Genomic DNA, 18,393 nt, shown 5'->3' on the forward strand with positions numbered 1-18,393 from the left:
ATGGATAAATTTTTAAAAGACGATGTTCATCCGAAAATAATTGAAGCGCTGTTAAAGATTGACACAGGCGTTAAACTTGATGATGCATTAGATAATGAAATGATCCTGAATATGGGTCCGCAGCATCCAGCCACCCACGGAGTTTTGAGATTGGTTCTGCGTCTTGATGGTGAAACAGTTATGGCTTGCGTCCCTGAACTCGGTTATCTTCACCGCGGTTACGAAAAGATGGCTGAGAACATGAGTTATTATGAATTCATTCCTCACACTGATCGGCTTGATTATCTCGCACCTTTATCAAACAATGTTGCATGGGTTTTAGCAGTTGAAAAACTTGCAGGCATTGAAGCTCCTCCGCGTGCACAGTATATCAGGATGATGGTTTGTGAGATGTCAAGGATCGCTTCTCATCTTGTTGCAATCGGAGCTTTGGCACTTGATGTCGGAGCACTTACAGTTTTCCTCTGGACATTACGCGAACGTGAAAAAATTCTTGATATATGGGATATTCTTTGCGGTGCAAGATTCACGAACAGTTATACGCGTATTGGCGGTGTTGCTAATGATGCTCAGCCGGAAGTTCTTCAAAAAGTAAAAGTTTTTATTGAAGAGTATGAAGAGAATCTGCGCGAGTGTGAAAAACTTCTTAACACAAACAGAATTTTTATCGAACGTCTTGAAGGCGTAGGAATTATTTCTGCTGCTGACGCAATTGATGTTGGTCTTACAGGTCCAAGTTTAAGAGGCAGCGGAGTTGATTTTGATTTGCGCAGAACAAAACCATATATGTTTTACAATGATATGGATTTTAATATTGTAACATTTTCTGATGGTGATTCGCTTGCAAGATATTTTGTTCGTGCTGATGAAACCCGTGAAAGTGTTAAGATTGTAAGACAGATTCTTGACAAGATGCCCAAAGGCGAAACCATGCTTAACCAGCCTAAAAAAGTTTTACCGAAGAAAACAGAAATCTATTCAAGGATGGAAGAACTGATTCATGATTTTATGATCGTTAACTTCGGAATAAATCCACCGGTTGGAGAAGTTTATCACGCAATTGAAAATCCAAAAGGCGAACTGGGATTTTATCTTGTAAGCAAAGGTGAAGGTCATCCGTGGAAATGTAAAATCCGTTCACCTTCGATGATAAATCTACAGTCTTTACCTCAATTGGTTAAAGGTCACATGGTTTCGGATGTTGTTGCAATAATCGGAAGTATTGATCCTGTAATGGGAGAAGCCGATAAATAAAGGTTGAAAATGGAATTCAAATTCACAGAAGAAAATATTCAGAAAATAAATTCAGTACTTGTAAAGTATCCGACAAAAAAAGCTGCTGTTATGCCTGTGTTATACATTGCGCAGGAACAAAACGGATGGATATCACTTGAAGTGATGAAAGAAGTAGCTTCGATTCTTGAGATCACTGAAGAAGAAGTACTTGGTGTAGTAACATTTTATACAATGTATCACCAAAAGCCGATGGGCAAATATCATATACAGGTTTGTACAAATGTATCGTGTATGCTTAGAGGCGCTTATCCTATTTATGATAAAGTCCGCGAAAAATTTGGAATCAATAATGGTGATGTTACTGCGGATCAGAAATTTTCTTTGGAAGAAGTTGAATGTATGGGTTCCTGCGGCACCGCACCGATGATCGCAGTCAATGAAGATTTTTATGAAAATCTTACTTTAGAAAAAGCAGAAGAAATTTTAGAATCTTTTAAGAATAGAAATTAATGGAAAGAATAGTTCTACCCGAAATAGAAAATCTTCATCAGCTTGATGTATATATTCAGAACCAGGGATATGAGGCTGCAAAAAAAGCATTCTCACAAACCCCTGATGAAATAATTGACCAGGTAAAAAAATCAGGTTTACGCGGAAGAGGTGGAGCTGCTTTCTCTGCGGGACTTAAATGGTCGTTCATGCCTAAGACTACAAACAAACCGAAATATCTTTGCATCAATGGTGATGAAAGTGAACCCGGTTCTTTTAAAGACAGACAAATTTTTGAATTCAATCCTCATCAATTAATTGAAGGCATACTTATCACCTGTTATGCAATCGGTGCAAAAGTTGCGTACATCTACATTCGTGGTGAATATCACAAATGGATAAAGCTTATGCAAAAAGCAGTGGATGATGCATATGCTGCCGGTTATATTGGTGAAAAGATGAAAGAAAAATTCAGCAACGAATTTGCCTGTGATATATATATTCACAAAGGTGCCGGTGCATACATCTGCGGAGAAGAATCTTCATTGATGAATTCAATTGAAGGACAAAGAGGGTACCCGAGAATCAAACCACCATTTCCTGCACAGAACGGATTGTGGGGTTGCCCAACAACAATTAATAATGTTGAAACAATCACAAATGTTCCTGCTATAATAAATAAAGGCTGGGAATGGTTTTCTAAAATCGGTGAACCTAAACATCCCGGAACAATTCTTTACGGAATAAGCGGACACGTAAACAAACCCGGTGTTTATGAATTGCCAAGCGGAACTTTGTTAACAGATTTGATTTACAAATATGCAGGCGGTGTTCCGGGAAACAAAAAAGTTTTATGTGTTATACCCGGCGGCTCATCAATGCCTCCAATCAGAGGAGATCAGATTGAAGGTGTTAAGATGGATGCTGAATCTCTTAAAGCAGTGGGTTCCGCAATTGGTACTGCAGGCGTTATGGTAATGGATGAAGATACTGATCTTGTAAAAGTTTTAGCGCGGATATCAAAATTTTATCATCACGAAAGCTGCGGGCAATGTACACCTTGCAGAGAGGGAACAGGCTGGTTAGAAAAAATTCTTAACAGACTGGTTCGTGGAGAAGGCTCATCAAGTGATCTTGATCTGCTTATCTCAGTCGCAAACAATATTGAAGGAAATACAATCTGTGCATTAGGTGAAGCTGCAGCATGGCCTGTTAAATTTATGGTAACAAGATTCAGAGATTATTTTGAAGCGAGAGTGAAGAAGCAGGTAACACTATCTGTTTCAAATAAAGTTCATTCGATGAGGCAGACTGCAATTCCTTTAGCAGATGTGAGTAAATAAGATTTTTTCTTATAAAAAAATCCCGCACTTGCGGGATTTTTATTTTAAAATATTTATATCTATTAAGAAGTACTTGCTCTCATTCCCATTTCGCGGTCAAGTAAATAAATACCATTCTTAGTATCGCCAAGAAGTTTCATCCTTTCAATTATACGAAGCGCAGTTGATTCTTCCTCAACCTGTTCACTAACAAACCATTGTAAAAAGTTTGTTACTGCGTGATCTTTCTCCGCCATCGCAAGATCTACAATTCCATAAATTGATGCTGTTACTTTTTTCTCGCTGTCATAAACATCCTGAAATACTTCGAGGAATGATTTCCATTTTGCTTTAGGAGTATTGATCTGTTTCAATTCTACATTTGCACCAGCCTGGTGAAGAAAATCATATATCTTCATTGCATGTCCGTACTCTTCCTGTGATTGAAGTCTAAGCCATTTGGAAAATCCTTCGAGACTCTGCGCTTCAAAATGTGAAGACATAGATAAATATAAATATGATGCCTGAAGTTCATCATTTAACTGTTTGTTCAAAGCTTTTTGAACTTTGTCTTTGATCATGACATACCTTTAAAATGATTGGAGATTTGTGGTTTGTTTTCTTTCTGAACCCAATTTAGTAAAAATGAAACAAAGAAAAACAATGACGAAAGATATTTAAATATTAATTCCCTTTATATTTAACAAGTCCTCCACCATATGTCGCAATCCATTTATGATCATTTGCATCAATAGCTATTGAAAAAACTCTGTCGTTGCCAATGCCTGAATTGGATGTGTTATAATGTATCCATGAACCGTCGGTTGGTGTCAAACCAGGTCCAGTGTACTTTGATATTCCACCGATGGAATTTGCAAACCATTTATTATTTCCCGGATCAATAACTATTGTATTTACTGAACTACTTGGAAGCAACGCAAAGATAGTCCAATCTCCAAATCCTTTATATGTTGCGCTTCCACCGGGGACATCGCCCTCTTCGCCAACAGCCACCCATGTAATACCCGAAACATCTAAAGCAACACATTCAATATTATTATTTGGTATTCCGGGTTTTGGAGGCGCCGGCGGTGGCTCCTGAATTGGTTTTGTGTTGTCTTTGTTGAATGTCTTCCATACACTATTATCAAATTTTGAAACGCCTGCATTGGAAGTCCCGATCCACTTAACACCGGTTGGATCGATAGTTATGGATCTAATCCCATTTGAAGCTAAACCTGAATTCGATGTATTGTATAAAGTCCAACTGGTACCTTCAAGTTTTGCAACACCTGCATTTGCAGTTCCTATCCAGGCTGCACCGTCAACATCAAATGCCACACATTCAACCAGGTTTGATGGAAGCTGAGAATTACTTGAAGTGAATATAGTCCAATTTTGACCATCCAATACTGCTAACCCTGATGAGGTGCAAATCCACTTTTTACCTGATGCATCAATACCAATCATGTTCACGTTATTTCCGGGTAAAGGTGAATTTGTCTCATTGTAATTAATAACAGTCTTATCATCAAACCGTATCACTCCTTCAGAAAGAGTGGAAATCCACTTTATCCAGCCTGACTCAATTGTAACGTGTGTAAGATAATCTGTTGGCAAATTTATCCTTTGACTCGTAAAGTTAACCCAGACCAAAGAGTCTTTTAAACTTAATGTTGCATATCTGGTTTTAGCGCTTTCAACGTAGCTGGTTGTACTGTCTATCCAATAACCTTCCTTCTTAAATTTTATTGTATATAACCCTGGAAACAAGTTATGAATAGCCACGGGAGTAAATTTACCTGTGCTTGAATCACCTATAAACACTTCAGCGTCGCGAGGGTTTGAGTCACAATACAGGCTGCCTCTCATATTCGGGTTTCTTGTGTAATCCAATCTGACTTTTGTTACTTCCGATTGATTAACAGTTACCACTACATTAGTATCTTTAAAGTGATCAAGCTTAAGCGTTAGTTTATAATTTCGTGAGTCCAGCCACTCTATCGTATCCGGAGTTAATTGACCTGTGTTTTTATTATCAAGATAAATCTTTGCACCTTCTGGTTCAGATTCAATAAATAACTTCAAATTTGGTTTCTGAACATCATCGGGACTTGTTGAAAGTGATTTTTCGCATGAAATATTTAAGAACGCCAGGACAAATAGTTGAATGATAATAAATTTTTTCATTTTAGAGTTATTCGTGAATCTGTTATTAATTCTTTTAATTACCTTTATATTTGACTAATCCGCCACCATATGTTGCCATCCATTTTGCCCCCTGTGCATCAATAGCTATCGATAGTACCCTGTCATTTCCAATTCCTGTGTTGAGTGTTGTATAGTGAGTCCAGGTACCATCGTGATTGTTTAATCCTAATCCGTTATACTTTGAAATTCCTCCGTATGTATTTCCGAACCATTTGTTGTTCTCATCATCCACGGTTATATAATGCACTGAATAACTTGGGTTTACATTAAAATCTATAAAATAACCAAATCCTCTATAGCTGGCTGTTCCGCCGAGTTGATCTCCTTCTTCACCCATCCCAACCCATAATATCCCGGATAAATCGAATGTTATCGTTTCAACATTATTATTTTGCATACCTCCAAGCGGCGGATCGCCTGGTAAAGCAGTATTAGATTTATTGAAAACCCGCCAATAAACATTATCAAATCGGAATAATCCGGCATCACCTGTTCCAATCCACTTGACGCCAGCGGGATCCACAGCAACAGTTTTTATGTTTACGGATGTCAACCCTGAATTGGAAGGATTAAACACAGTCCAGCTAACATCATCAAATTTTGCAATGCCTTTGCTTGCTGTACCGATCCACTTGGAGCCATCCGTGTCAAACGATATGCTGATAACATGATCACCCGGAATACCTGAGTTTGATGTATTATATACTGTCCAATTTGAATTATCAAACTTAATCAAACCAGCATCTGTGCACATCCATTTATTATGCTGATCATCCACACCAATAAAATAAACGGTGTTGGTTGGTAAAGATGAGTTTGAGTTGTTGTAAACGGTATATTCTCTGTCATCAAACCTTATCACACCGTGTGAAGGTGTTGAAACCCATTTTATATATCCTGATTCAATTGCTACGTGATTGAGATAGTTAGTTGGAAAGTTATGTGATTCTTCGGTAATATTTATCCAGACCAGGGTATCCTTTAGTTTTGCATTCGCATACCTGATTTTGTTGCTCTCAACATTAACGCTGACCTTTCCATCCAGATATCCTTCTTTCTTAAAGATAACATTATAATTTCCGGGGTATAAATTCTGTATAGAAATTGGAGTAAATTTTCCTGTACTTGAATCACCAAAAAATATCTCAGCCCTTCGTGGATCTGTATCGCAGTACAAAGTTCCTCTCATATTTGGGTTACGTGTATAATCAAGAAACACTTGTGTTAATTGTCCCTTGTTAACAGAAATAACAACATTGGTATCCTTAAAAAGAGGGAGTTTTAGAGTGAGTTTATAATTCCTTGCTTCAAGCCATTCAACAGTATCGGGTGTAATGTGACCTGTGTTTTTTCCATCCAGGTAAATCTTCGCTCCGGCAGGGAGTGAGTTAACTAATAATTTATAGTTTTTCGGCAGTACTTCCTCCGGAGAAGTTGTGAGCGTTCTATCGCAGGACGTAAAAAATATTTCTGACATCATAATTAACATAATAACGATTTTATCTTTCATGTGACCACCCTCACATTCTGATTTTATCTTAAATTAAACTTAAGGATTAGCTGGTACGTACCCAAAAGATTCAATATACTCAGTCGTTATCCTTGCACCTCTTTGTTGTTTAATGTATGAACCAAAAATTCCAAATCCACCTGTTATATTTGTATAATCTGATTCGTCAACACGAATAGTAAATTCATCAAGGAATCCATTTATACTTGAATAATATTTAGAGAGATTATCATCAAATATCAACACCTCCAAAACGCCGCCAGTAATTGTATAATTACTTTTGTTTGGATCGCCCTGTGAAATCCATGTAAACACAGAGTCTAACGAAGAAATAGGAAATCCGACTCTTGTTGAACGGCTTGGGGATGGATATTTTGCAATCATTCTTCCGTTTTCCTCAATAAAGCCTGCAGGTACTTCCTTTCTGTAAAATACATCAGTCCCGTTCTCATTTTTTTTATAATAAACTGAAAATCGTGTAAGATACCAACCGGTATTATTTCTTCCAGCCCAGGTAAATTCAAAATTATCTTTGTCAAGCGGAGGTATAATAGCATCACTTTCGGAGGTGAAGGTAACCGATTGTGGAAGTTTCGTAAAACCAACCAGAGTTTTTCCGGTTGGCAACACTGCACGGATTTCCATTTCCTCATTACTTCCCGGAAGGAAATCTTTGATGTAATAACATTTAATTGGTTCTGAATATCGAGATGTATCACTTCTAACGAGCAATGTATCTTTCATAAAATACACATTGTCATCGTGCCAGATTCTAATATCTGCACCGCCAATAAATGGATCAATCTGATTTTCATAAGGATCAAATCCGGAGACACTATAACTGTGAGAGAGTGTTGCCATTTGTAGGGAAGTATCCCCTCTAACAATACAACTTAAAATAAATTTTTCTTTGTAAGCAGTTTTAGGGCTAAAATCTTCTTCACATGACACCATTAGAAAACCAGATGTCATTAGTAAAAAGTACAAAATCAATTTTTTCATAATTCCACCTTTATGGAAGCAGTTGGAAGTATAGGAAGCATATTAACTCTTTTACCAGTATCACGTTCAAAATAGAAAATATTTTTTCTGTCATAAACGTTCATCACATCAAAGCTTAGTAATATATCCGCAAAGTAGACTTTTAGTTTTTTGCTTAAACTCAGGTCCAACCGATGATATGTTGGCAATCTGCCAAGGTTAGGATCAGATAAAACGGTAAATGGGTTATAAACACCGTACAATCCACTTGAGAAAAATAAGTTTTCAAAATAAAGTTTGTCGTAGTATCCAAGTATCTGTGTGAATGGTAATCCCGAATTGAAAAACCAGCTTGCACTCGCAATCCAGCCATCACCAAAATCATAGTTTATATTTGTGGTTACTGAGTGTCGAACATCATATTTGGGATTAGATACCCAGCCAAATAGCTCTTTGTAAGTCCAGCTAAGTGAATAAGAGGCACTGCCGTTTAAGCTGCCCGCTGAGTACTGAACAAGCAATTCTCCACCATAGGATTGACCAGAACCTGTAACAAAATCGGGTTCCTGGTCTGAAGCTTTTAAATGATTAATTTCAGCAGTTCTTCTTAATAGTTTGTAATAAAATTCTGATTTGATCGACAGTCTTTCAATACGACTCAACTCAAGTCCTGCGACATAATGAATTGCTTCAGGTACTTGAAGATAATCCGGCACAATCAACCATGGTTCGAAGATTGAAATGATTTCATTTTCATCGCTAAGTGTTATCAATTGCTGGGTATAAATTCCCCAGGCTCCTTTAAGAATAAAACCGGGTAACAACTGATAAGAAAAATTTATTCTTGGTTCTACTATAGACAATTTTTGATTACTAAGCGTCAGCCCATTAATCCTTGATCCTATATCGACACCAAAATCCTCGTATCTTAAAAATTTATATTTGCCATATAGTGTGAATCCCAGTCCATTATCGTTTATTGTTGATTTAGTTCCTTGCTGATTTTCAAAGTTCAAATCTGTTTTGATTGATTTTAGTTCATAACCAATGTGCAATTCATCTCTGCTGTCATAGATGTATGCAAAATCGGTTTTAAGAGTCACATCATTAACAGAGTTGATCCTTGTTTTTGCATTACTAAGTTTTGGTAAAATCTCTCCTGAAAATTTACTAAGCGAAATGCTTGCTTCAGAATAAATGGGAACATTTTCCCATGCCTGAAACCAGTTCCCTCCAAGAATACTATTTGTCCATTTATAGTCAGCTTTCTCCGAGTCTTCATTCAATAGTTGATCTCGACTGTTAAATCCGTGCAGGGATATTTTGGTTAAACTTGCAGCATCTGAACTAAAATAATTTGCTTTACCGGAAAAATCATAAAACTCAAAAGGTGCATCCTTAAAATTTATAAATTTTTTAAGAACGTCATTGAATAGGCTTTTTCGAAATGTAACCATAAACGAGCCTCCGGGAATTGGACCTTCCACTAAACCCTTGGCTGTAAGAAAGCTGAGACTTGCACTACCTGAATACCTGTTTTTATTTCCGTCTTTAGTGATAAGATTTAAAACCGAAGAGAGGCGTCCGCCATAATCAGCAGAAAACCCGCCTTTATAAAACTCAATGGCATTGATCATTTCCGGGTCAATTATACTAAATAGTCCAAGTGCATGAAATGGATTGTATACCGATACCCCATTCAGTAAAACTAAATTTTGATTGCTGCCACCTCCTCGAACGTAGTATCTTGCAGATACATCTCCAGTCGATTGAACGCCGGGAAGAAACTGCAGTGAACGGAAAATATCTGTCTCCACACCTTTGGGAAGCAACTCAATATCCCTAATATCAACTTTTTGAAGTCCAAGATTTGTCTCATTTGGCTGGCTGACTTTCTCTCCGATAAATTCTATAGCTTGAAGCTGTACATTGCTGGATGAAAGTTCGATTTTTAATTGAATTATTTCATTAGGTTTTACTGTAACATCCAGGAATTTTGTATTATAACCAACAAAAGAGATTCTTAATTTATATTTTTTTGCAGGTATTCCTGGAATTGTAAAATTCCCATTCAGATCGGCAGAAGCGCCAAGTGTTGTACCTTCAAGTAATACATTTGAATAAGGTAGTGCTTCACCTGATAGTGAGTCAGATATATTTCCTCGTAAAGTTCCGTAGTTTTGAGCTAACAGAGAAATTGAATATAAAAAAATAACGAGCAACAGGTATATAAACTTTTGCATACTATATCATTTAATTGAGATAATAAATTTTGAATTATTATTTAATTTTTTAAAGCTAGTTTCAGTGAGATGTGATAAAAACCGGTTTGAGTTACTACTATCTGTAAGAACCAAAATCATATTGATAGATTTAATATACCCAGCATAAAATTCTTTCCTTGCGGCACGAACATAAATCAAATTCGCTTAATTTACAAGAGATGAGTTAATCACACTTTCGATATAGATAAGTATGTAAACAAAACACGCTGTTTTTAATTTCTCTTTAACTCATCACTCACTACCATAACAATTTTTCCACCTTTTAATTCGATTTGCATTTCCATATATTTGCAATCAAAATTTTTAAACATTTGAAAGTCTATGATCAGTTTAAAATCCCTTAACCCCGAACAGAAAAAAGCAGTTGAATATGATGAAGGTCCGTTAATGATTGTTGCCGGCGCCGGCTCCGGTAAAACAAGGGTGCTTACGTATAAAGTTGCTTACTTAATAGATAAAGGTTATGAAGCTGAAAACATACTCGCGCTCACATTCACGAATAAAGCAGCCAATGAAATGAAATCCAGAATTCGCGAGCTTGTTGGCGCAAAAGCGGATAAAATATGGATGGGAACATTTCATTCAATCTTCGCAAAAATATTACGAATTGAAGCACGTAACCTGGATTTCAAAAGTAATTTTTCAATTTATGATGTTGAAGACTCTCTTTCACTTGTACAGAATATTATGAGTAATCTCAATATTGAAATTGAAAGTTTAACGGCAAACTCTGTCCGGCACAGAATCAGCTATTTGAAAAACCATATGACTATGCCTAAACAGTACAGGCAGAAACATAAAGGTTCAACGATTGAGGAAAAGATTGCTGATATTTTTGATGAATACCAGGTAAGACTTGTCGAAAATAATTCAATGGATTTTGATGATCTTCTGTTAAAGCCTATCGAGTTATTTGACAGGCATCCAAAGATTCTTCAAAAGTATAAGAAGATGTTTCAATACATTCTTGTTGATGAATTCCAGGATACAAATAAAGCACAGTATGAGCTTCTGAAAATGCTTACTTCACGCGACGGAAAAATTTGTGTTGTTGGCGACGATGCACAAAGTATATATAGCTGGCGCGGAGCGAATGTAGGAAATATGCTGGATTTCGAAAAAGATTTTCCGAAACACAAAATCATAAAACTCGAGCAGAATTATCGTTCAACAAAAACAATATTATTAGCCGCTGATTCTGTTATAAAGAAAAATAAAGAACAACTTATTAAAACTTTGTGGACAGAGAACAATGATGGGGAAAGTCTTACGCTTGTCAGATGTTCGGATGAAAAAGATGAAGCTTACCAGATTGCTAAGTCCATTAAACAGGAAATATCAAAGAAGAAACTGGCGCTGAAAGACTTTGCAATACTATACAGGACAAACGCACAGTCGCGTGCTCTTGAGGATGTTTTCAGAAGAGAAAAAATTCCATACAGAATAATCGGCGGAATTGAATTTTATAAGCGAAAAGAAGTTAAAGATGTAATTGCTTATCTAAGAATCCTTTCAAATCAGAATGACGAAGAAAGTTTATTAAGAATAATGAACTTCCCTCAGAGAGGAATCGGAAGCACTACAATAAAAAGAATGATAGCATTTGCCCGCAAACATAATATTACTTTGTTTGATACAATGTCCCGCGTGTTTGAAGTTATCGATATCAAAGAACGTATACAAAAAAATGTAAAATCGTTCAGAGTACTTCTTGAAAAATATATCGGACTGAAAGATAAATTATCCGTTGGCGAACTTTCCCGCGCATTACTCGATGAACTTGGCATACTCAGAATGTTTAAAGAAGAAAATACACCCGAATCAATGGGCAGATGGGAAAACATAAATGAGTTACTTTCTGCATTGAGTGAATTTTCAACCGCAAATAAAGGGGCTAAACTTGAGCAATATCTTGAAGAAGTTTCTCTGGTAGCCGATATAGATCTATACGAAGATGAACAAAACATTGTGACTTTACTCACTGTTCACAGTGCAAAAGGACTCGAGTTTCCAATCGTTTTTATTTCAGGATGTGAGGAAGATATATTCCCGCTCTCAAACAGGTTCAGTACAGATGCAACTGTTGAAGAAGAAAGACGATTATTTTATGTTGCTTTAACAAGGGCGCAGCAAAAAATATATATCTCGCATGCAAGATCAAGATATCGTTTCGGCGAAGTTGCATATCAGAGCCGTTCAAGATTTATTGATGAGCTGGATCCGGCAACCTATTCCGAAATCCAGGGAGGTTTCGGCAGAAAGAACGCACTCCGTAAATCCAAAAAAGAAATTTATTACGAATACTTTGAGAATGTTGACTACGAAGATTTTAACCAGGACAACAAATCACTAAAACCCGGCAGCAGGGTTATGCATGATAAATTCGGTCTTGGAAAAGTTACGCAGGTTACAGGTGCCGGGGATATGCTGAAAGCAACCGTGGCATTTGAAGGTAACAATGTAAAACAACTGATGTTGAAATTTGCGAAGCTGAAAGTTCTCTAATTAATAAAAGTGAAAGAAAAAATATTTAAGAAGGAGTTGAGACGATGTCTATAGCACCTAAAAAATTGGCAATCCTGGTTGGCGGTGGCCCCGCTCCTGGAATTAATAGTGTTATTGGTGCTGCAACTATCAGGGCCGCTGTTGAAGGTGTTGAAGTTATTGGTATTAAGGATGGATTTAAATGGATTATGGATGGGGATATTTCGCACGTAAAAGATCTTACAATTCATAATGTAAGCAGGATACATTTCAGAGGAGGTTCATACATCGGTATTGCAAGGGCAAATCCTACTAAGGATAAAAAGCATCTTGAAAATACAGTCACGTCATTACTACGGTTGAATGTTGATAAGCTCATTACAATTGGCGGTGATGATACGGCTTTCAGCGCTTTAAAAGTTGATGAAATGGCTGCCGGACGAATTAAAGTTGTTCATGTACCAAAGACTATTGATAATGACCTTGACCTGCCGCATGGTATTCCGACATTCGGATTTCAAACTGCACGACACATCGGTGTTGAAGTTGTAAAAAATCTTATGGTTGATGCACAAACAACTTCGCGCTGGTATTTTGTAGTTTCAATGGGAAGAAAAGCAGGACATCTTGCACTTGGTATTGGTAAAGCAACCGGTGCAACACTCACGTTAATTCCGGAAGAATTTCCAAATCAGAAAATCAGACTTCCGCATGTTGTTGATGTGCTGGTTGGAGCAATAATAAAGCGATTGAGTTATGGCAGAAAAGATGGCGTCGCAATACTTGCCGAAGGATTGGTTGAACATCTAGATGAAAAAGATCTTGAATCATTAGTTGATATTGAGAGAGATGCTCATGACAATATTAGAATAGCTGAAGTTAATTTTGGTGAAATACTAAAGTATAAAGTCCAGGAAAGATTGAAACAGTTTGGAATCAAAGCCACCATCGTAGCTAAGAATATCGGTTATGAATTACGATGCGCTGATCCGATCCCTTATGATATGGAATACACAAGAGATCTTGGATTTTCGGCAGCACAATTTATCCTTAATGGAGGAACGGGTGCAATGGTTTCTATTCAGAATGGTCACTTTGTTCCATTGTATTTCCATGACATTCTGGATCCCGTAACAAATCGTGCAAGAGTAAGGATGGTAGACCCTAGTTCTGAAACATTTTATATTGCACGAAGATATATGCTGCGTTTAAACCAGGCAGATTTTGAGGATCCACACGAACTTGCCAAGTATGCAGCCACTTGTGGAATATCACTCGAAGAATTCAGAGATAAGTTTTTCTATCTGATGGAAAATGATATGCTTTATAAAAATCTGAAAGACGGTAAAATTAAACTTGCAGCATCAGAGAATAATACAGCACATAAACCATTTTCAGATTATCCTGTGGATGAACAGAATAAAGAAAATGGTGAAGCGATTACGAATTAAGTAAGTTTAAATAAGAGATGAGAAGTACTCATCTCTTATTTCTTTCTTTCAGATTTGAATACTCTGTAGAAACAATAAATAGTAAGTGTAATTATACAAGTCCAGGCTACTGCAAGAAAAATAGTTCCTTCTGTTGTCAATCCCATTTAAACTTCCTCCGTTCTGTGATTTGCCCATGCTTTCTTAACAAGATAAACTAAGCCGGCGAAAAGAAGTACCATTAAACCCCGTGACGCCCATATATACGGGACATTTTCAGGGGGGGCATTTGTGAGTAACAAAGTGGGTATTGCATCATTTACAAACCACCATATCATAACAATTAACAGTACCAGTGGTGTTACAAATTTCATTATGTAATAAAAAATCCTTGGTATCTGAAAATCTCCGCCGGCATTCATTTCTCTCCATGCATTCTCGGAGCCAAATACCCACATAAACAACACAGTTTCAATTAATGCAAAAACTACCAAGCCGAAAGTTCCTGCCCAATAGTCCATCTCATCAAGGAATCCATATTTAAGGAAGAAGACTACAAACTGAACAGCGATCAGAACCACAAGTGCTAAAAGTCCCACAGCTTTTTTTCTATCCATTCCAAACTCATCTTCAAGGAACGCTACAACAGGTTGACCCATTGCGACAGAAGATGTTATCCCAGCAAAAAAAAGTAATAAGAACCATAGGAACCCAAAGACAGCACCAAGTGGAAAAGCTTTGCTTCCGAAAATTAATGGCATTGATACAAATCCCAGATCGAATGCACCGCCTTTTGCAAATGCTTGTGTTGTATCAAGACCAAAGAATGCAACTGCAACAGGTATAGCAATACTTGCACCTAAAACAACTTCAACAAATTCATTTGTTGATGCGGTTGTTAATCCCGAAAGCGCAATGTCATCACTTGGTTTTAGATAACTGGCATAGGCATGTATTGTTCCCATTCCAACTGATAGCGTAAAGAAAATTTGCCCTGCGGCTGCCAGCCATATTTTCGGATCACCGAGTAAACTAAAATCAGGATTCCAGATGAAACCAAATCCATTTAATACTGAGTTTTCGGGTATTGATGGATCGGGAGTTCCAAGCGTAAAAATTCTTATTGCAAGAATGATAGCAAAGATGAGTAGTAAAGGCATTGCAATCTTTGCTAACTTTTCTATTCCTTTTGATATTCCTTTATACAGCACCCAGAAATTCAGGAAGAAAGTTACAATCATAATTCCATATGCTGGCAGTATACTTGTGAAATGATGTCCGGTTTCTCTTCCCTGATAACTGTATAGAAAATTTTTCATTGTGTCAGCAGTTGTTTCGTCGAAGTATAATCCGGTGATTGAAAACAAACTGAAGCCAAGCGTCCATGATTCTATATAAGTATAATAGATAAGGATTGTCATCGAGATGAATAATCCAAGTGCCCCGAAATATTTGGATAATTTATTTTTCCAGATAACATCAAACATTCCAGGTGCACTGCCGTGTTTGTAACGACCTCCGTTTCTGCCGATTCCCCATTCAATCCACATTAATGGAATACCGAGTATGAGAAAGAAAATGAAGTAAGGAATCATAAATGCACCGCCGCCATTTTGCGCTGCCTGAACAGGAAATCTTAAAAAGTTACCAAGCCCGACTGCGTTACCCGCAACAGCAAGTATTAATCCGATCTTTGTTCCCCATTGTTCGCGTTCACCATTTTGTGGCATTAATCCTCCGTTAAAGTACCGGAAATAAATCAGTTAGGAAAAACTAAAATGTTCACTCGAATATGAAAACTTTAATTAAGAATTTCAAATAAAAACAAGATTGATTCTACATAAAAGGAAGCTAACTGAATATGTGGTTATCTTGTTAATGAACAATATTTACTTTAATTCAATACTTAACATTTGTTTATTATTGAAAATAAAATTATTAAATTTGACGCGAGCTAAAAAAGATGGATAATGTTTATGCCTAAAAATTTTGTGTCTAATAAAGATGAAACTGTACGGATGTTTGAGAGTGATTTCCTTGAATCCTTTTCGAGGGTACATCCTTCAGTCCCGGTAATTGTATATTTACCTGTGATTGCATACTTCCTGTTCATATCAATTGTTAAATACGAATTAACATTTATTACCATTATTTCATTATTTGCGCTGGGAGTTGCCGTCTGGACTTTAACCGAATACACTTTACACAGGTTCATTTTCCATTATCGTCCGAAATCCAAAGTCGGTGAAAGACTGCATTTTATTTTTCATGGAGTACACCACGATTATCCTAATGATTCAAGAAGACTTGTTATGCCGCCATCTGTTAGTGTTCCGCTTGCAATGATGTTTTATTTTTTATTTGAATTGATTCTGGGTACTGTACTTGTTGCACCGTTTTTCGTAGGGTTCATATTGGGGTATCTTGTTTACGATATGACGCATTATGCTGTTCATCATTTTAATATGCATAACAAATTCTGGCTTGCGATAAAAAACCATCATATGCGGCACCATTATATGGATTCCGAAAAAGGATTTGGAGTAAGTTCTCCAACATGGGATATTATTGTCGGAACAGATTTCGAAAAAAATAAAAAATAATTTTTTACGGCAGGATTTTTAATTTCATCCTGCCAGGCTTTTAGTCACTTCTTTGATTTTTTCATAGCCGGGGAATTCTAACTTTCATTTTCAATTCATTATTTATGCCTATAAAGTATTACATACCTCTGCTGATTCTGCTTTTTAATTCTTCGAGTCACAGTACTTCTGACAGCATTAATATTTTTATTAGGATAAATCAGGTTGGTTATCTAACTGATGGTATAAAGTCAGGTATAATTTTTTCAGAAGACAGACTTGATTTTGATAGCTGTTATATTCACTCGGTTATAAATGATCAGGCGGTGTATGCTGCTGAAATAAATTTCCTGCCCAATGATTCGCTAAAATACGGTTTCAGGAGTTTTGGATATTTTGATTTTTCCGCAATCAAAAGTGAAGGTGAGTTCTATATTAAATACAAAAATACATGCTCTTATACTTTTAAAATTGGTAATCACATTTATAATGATGTCACAGATTCTCTTCTTAAATTTTTTGAAGTACAGCGTTGTGGTCCCACAAATCCATATCTTCACGGTGTCTGTCATCTTTCAGATGTTACGTCTATCAACAACATTCCGGTAGCTGGTATTAAAGATTTAACAGGCGGATGGCATGACGCCGGTGATTATGTTAAATTTTTATCAACGACTGCATATACAACTTATCTTCTGATGTTCTGCTATGAATTTGATCCTGTTAAATTCGGGTTTGATCATAATGGGAATGGAGTACCTGACGTCCTTGATGAAGCGAGAATCGGCATCGACTGGTTATTAAGATGTAATTTCGTAGATGATAGTCTGATTGTGCAGGTACAGGATTCCTCCGAACATTTAGTAACTTGGCGAATGCCTGAAGATGATCCACTGGAATTTAAAAGAACCGGATTCACCGGAATAGGAAAAAATATTATCGGGATTTACTCTGCTGCTTTAGCGCTTGCATCAAAAATCTGGATGAATGTTGTTAAGATTGATTCATTGTCACAAATTTGTTTTAACGTTTCTAAAAAATTTTATGATCTTAGAAACCTTGTGGATGATATAGATACTCTTCATTCAACACACTACATTGATAAAGAATTTGAGGGGAAATTAGGACTTGCAGCCGTTGAACTTTATGAAGTTACAGGCGAAGAACATTATTTATCTGATGCTGTTGAATATTGTATTGCCGCTGGCGCTGATTACTGGTGGAGTTGGGGAAATATAAATTCACTGGCTCATTATAAAGTAGCCAGGCATGATGTTACCACTTTAAGATTTATCCGGGAAAGTTTGGATTATTATAAAAAGAACATGAAACAAAATTTATTCGGTGAACCATTAAGCTACTCGTGGGGCAGTACAAATTCTTTTCTCGGTACAGCTTTGACGGAAATACTTTACAGATCGATATCAGGAGATGATTCTTTTCAAATGATTTCAGTTGCTCAACGTGATTTCATTCTTGGTAAAAATCTTTGGGGAAAAAGTTTTATAACTGGTAGCGGCGATAATTTCCCCATGAATATTCATTCACAAATTGCATACATTAATTTCTGCAGCATTCCCGGCGCAGTAGTAGGCGGTCCCGCACCTCTGGAACTGATGAATAAATTAGAAATATCAAACAGTAAAAATTTGTTACCGCAGTTTGATTATCATTCAATAGTTTATTCTGATGATCACTTAAATTATATTACAAATGAAGCAACCATAACAGGTAACGCAACTGCTTTGTTCGTTTTTGGTTACTTCTCAGGAAGATAAAATATTGAATATCAGTTTCATTATTCTTGTTGCATTATAGTACAATAAAAAAATCTTGTCTCTGATTAGGTCATCACAAATTATC

Annotated in this window: 13 protein-coding genes; 7 read left to right on the forward strand and 6 right to left on the reverse strand. The window is 36.6% G+C overall.

Annotated elements, in window-relative coordinates; all coding sequences use genetic code 11:
* From nuoD to nuoF, 3 genes are read left to right on the forward strand one after another with little or no spacing between them, the layout of a single operon-like run.
* Positions 1-1,254: an NADH dehydrogenase (quinone) subunit D gene (gene nuoD / locus IPM56_05420; protein ID QQS37396.1), complete on the forward strand. Its 1,254-nt coding sequence runs from the start codon at positions 1-3 to the stop codon at positions 1,252-1,254.
* Between the two features lie 9 nt (positions 1,255-1,263).
* The gene (nuoE, locus tag IPM56_05425) at positions 1,264-1,746 is read left to right on the forward strand and encodes an NADH-quinone oxidoreductase subunit NuoE (GenBank protein QQS37397.1); all 483 of its coding nucleotides are present in this window, start codon (positions 1,264-1,266) and stop codon (positions 1,744-1,746) included.
* The gene (gene nuoF / locus IPM56_05430; protein ID QQS37398.1) at positions 1,746-3,068 is read left to right on the forward strand and encodes an NADH-quinone oxidoreductase subunit NuoF; all 1,323 of its coding nucleotides are present in this window, start codon (positions 1,746-1,748) and stop codon (positions 3,066-3,068) included. Before nuoE ends, nuoF begins: the two co-directional genes overlap by 1 nt.
* Positions 3,069-3,130: 62 nt before the next feature.
* Here the strand turns inward: nuoF and IPM56_05435 are convergent, their stop codons facing one another.
* The 5 genes from IPM56_05435 to IPM56_05455 form a co-directional block, all read right to left on the reverse strand.
* On the reverse strand, positions 3,131-3,628 hold the full coding sequence (locus IPM56_05435) for a ferritin (protein ID QQS37399.1): 498 nt from the start codon (positions 3,626-3,628) through the stop codon (positions 3,131-3,133).
* A gap of 103 nt (positions 3,629-3,731) precedes the next feature.
* The gene (locus IPM56_05440) at positions 3,732-5,237 is read right to left on the reverse strand and encodes a PEGA domain-containing protein (protein QQS37400.1); all 1,506 of its coding nucleotides are present in this window, start codon (positions 5,235-5,237) and stop codon (positions 3,732-3,734) included.
* Between the two features lie 34 nt (positions 5,238-5,271).
* Entirely contained in the window at positions 5,272-6,768 is a 1,497-nt protein-coding gene (locus IPM56_05445; GenBank protein QQS37401.1) for a PEGA domain-containing protein, read from the reverse strand.
* Positions 6,769-6,807: 39 nt separating this feature from the next.
* The gene (locus IPM56_05450; GenBank protein QQS37402.1) at positions 6,808-7,770 is read right to left on the reverse strand and encodes a DUF4249 family protein; all 963 of its coding nucleotides are present in this window, start codon (positions 7,768-7,770) and stop codon (positions 6,808-6,810) included.
* A complete protein-coding gene (locus IPM56_05455) occupies positions 7,767-9,992 on the reverse strand; it encodes a TonB-dependent receptor (GenBank protein QQS37403.1) in 2,226 nt (741 codons plus the stop codon). The genes IPM56_05450 and IPM56_05455 overlap by 4 nt, the downstream gene beginning before the upstream one ends.
* Before the next feature lie 363 nt (positions 9,993-10,355).
* On the opposite strand from IPM56_05455, the gene IPM56_05460 reads away from it, so the two are divergent.
* On the forward strand, positions 10,356-12,539 hold the full coding sequence (locus tag IPM56_05460) for a UvrD-helicase domain-containing protein (protein QQS37404.1): 2,184 nt from the start codon (positions 10,356-10,358) through the stop codon (positions 12,537-12,539).
* A gap of 44 nt (positions 12,540-12,583) precedes the next feature.
* On the forward strand, positions 12,584-13,969 hold the full coding sequence (locus tag IPM56_05465) for a 6-phosphofructokinase (protein QQS37405.1): 1,386 nt from the start codon (positions 12,584-12,586) through the stop codon (positions 13,967-13,969).
* Between the two features lie 146 nt (positions 13,970-14,115).
* Here IPM56_05465 and IPM56_05470 read toward each other — a convergent pair whose 3' ends face one another.
* The gene (locus IPM56_05470) at positions 14,116-15,678 is read right to left on the reverse strand and encodes a sodium-dependent transporter (protein ID QQS37406.1); all 1,563 of its coding nucleotides are present in this window, start codon (positions 15,676-15,678) and stop codon (positions 14,116-14,118) included.
* A 246-nt stretch (positions 15,679-15,924) separates the two neighbouring features.
* Between IPM56_05470 and IPM56_05475 the strand changes: the two genes are divergently transcribed.
* On the forward strand, positions 15,925-16,551 hold the full coding sequence (locus IPM56_05475) for a sterol desaturase family protein (protein ID QQS37407.1): 627 nt from the start codon (positions 15,925-15,927) through the stop codon (positions 16,549-16,551).
* 104 nt (positions 16,552-16,655) lie between these two features.
* On the forward strand, positions 16,656-18,308 hold the full coding sequence (locus IPM56_05480; protein QQS37408.1) for a glycoside hydrolase family 9 protein: 1,653 nt from the start codon (positions 16,656-16,658) through the stop codon (positions 18,306-18,308).
* Positions 18,309-18,393 lie beyond the last annotated feature (85 nt).

The sequence above is a fragment of the Ignavibacteriales bacterium genome (genome assembly GCA_016700155.1).
Lineage (GTDB): Bacteria > Bacteroidota > Ignavibacteria > Ignavibacteriales > Ignavibacteriaceae.

Coding starts and splice junctions, on each gene's coding strand:
- IPM56_05480 (QQS37408.1), top strand. CDS start 16,656: ATGCCTATAAAGTATTACATACCTCTGCTGATTCTGCTTTTTAATTCT.
- IPM56_05435 (QQS37399.1), bottom strand. CDS start 3,628: ATGATCAAAGACAAAGTTCAAAAAGCTTTGAACAAACAGTTAAATGAT.
- IPM56_05440 (QQS37400.1), bottom strand. CDS start 5,237: ATGAAAAAATTTATTATCATTCAACTATTTGTCCTGGCGTTCTTAAAT.
- IPM56_05455 (QQS37403.1), bottom strand. CDS start 9,992: ATGCAAAAGTTTATATACCTGTTGCTCGTTATTTTTTTATATTCAATT.
- IPM56_05465 (QQS37405.1), top strand. CDS start 12,584: ATGTCTATAGCACCTAAAAAATTGGCAATCCTGGTTGGCGGTGGCCCC.
- IPM56_05460 (QQS37404.1), top strand. CDS start 10,356: ATGATCAGTTTAAAATCCCTTAACCCCGAACAGAAAAAAGCAGTTGAA.
- IPM56_05470 (QQS37406.1), bottom strand. CDS start 15,678: ATGCCACAAAATGGTGAACGCGAACAATGGGGAACAAAGATCGGATTA.
- IPM56_05445 (QQS37401.1), bottom strand. CDS start 6,768: ATGAAAGATAAAATCGTTATTATGTTAATTATGATGTCAGAAATATTT.
- nuoF (QQS37398.1), top strand. CDS start 1,746: ATGGAAAGAATAGTTCTACCCGAAATAGAAAATCTTCATCAGCTTGAT.
- IPM56_05450 (QQS37402.1), bottom strand. CDS start 7,770: ATGAAAAAATTGATTTTGTACTTTTTACTAATGACATCTGGTTTTCTA.
- nuoD (QQS37396.1), top strand. CDS start 1: ATGGATAAATTTTTAAAAGACGATGTTCATCCGAAAATAATTGAAGCG.
- nuoE (QQS37397.1), top strand. CDS start 1,264: ATGGAATTCAAATTCACAGAAGAAAATATTCAGAAAATAAATTCAGTA.
- IPM56_05475 (QQS37407.1), top strand. CDS start 15,925: ATGCCTAAAAATTTTGTGTCTAATAAAGATGAAACTGTACGGATGTTT.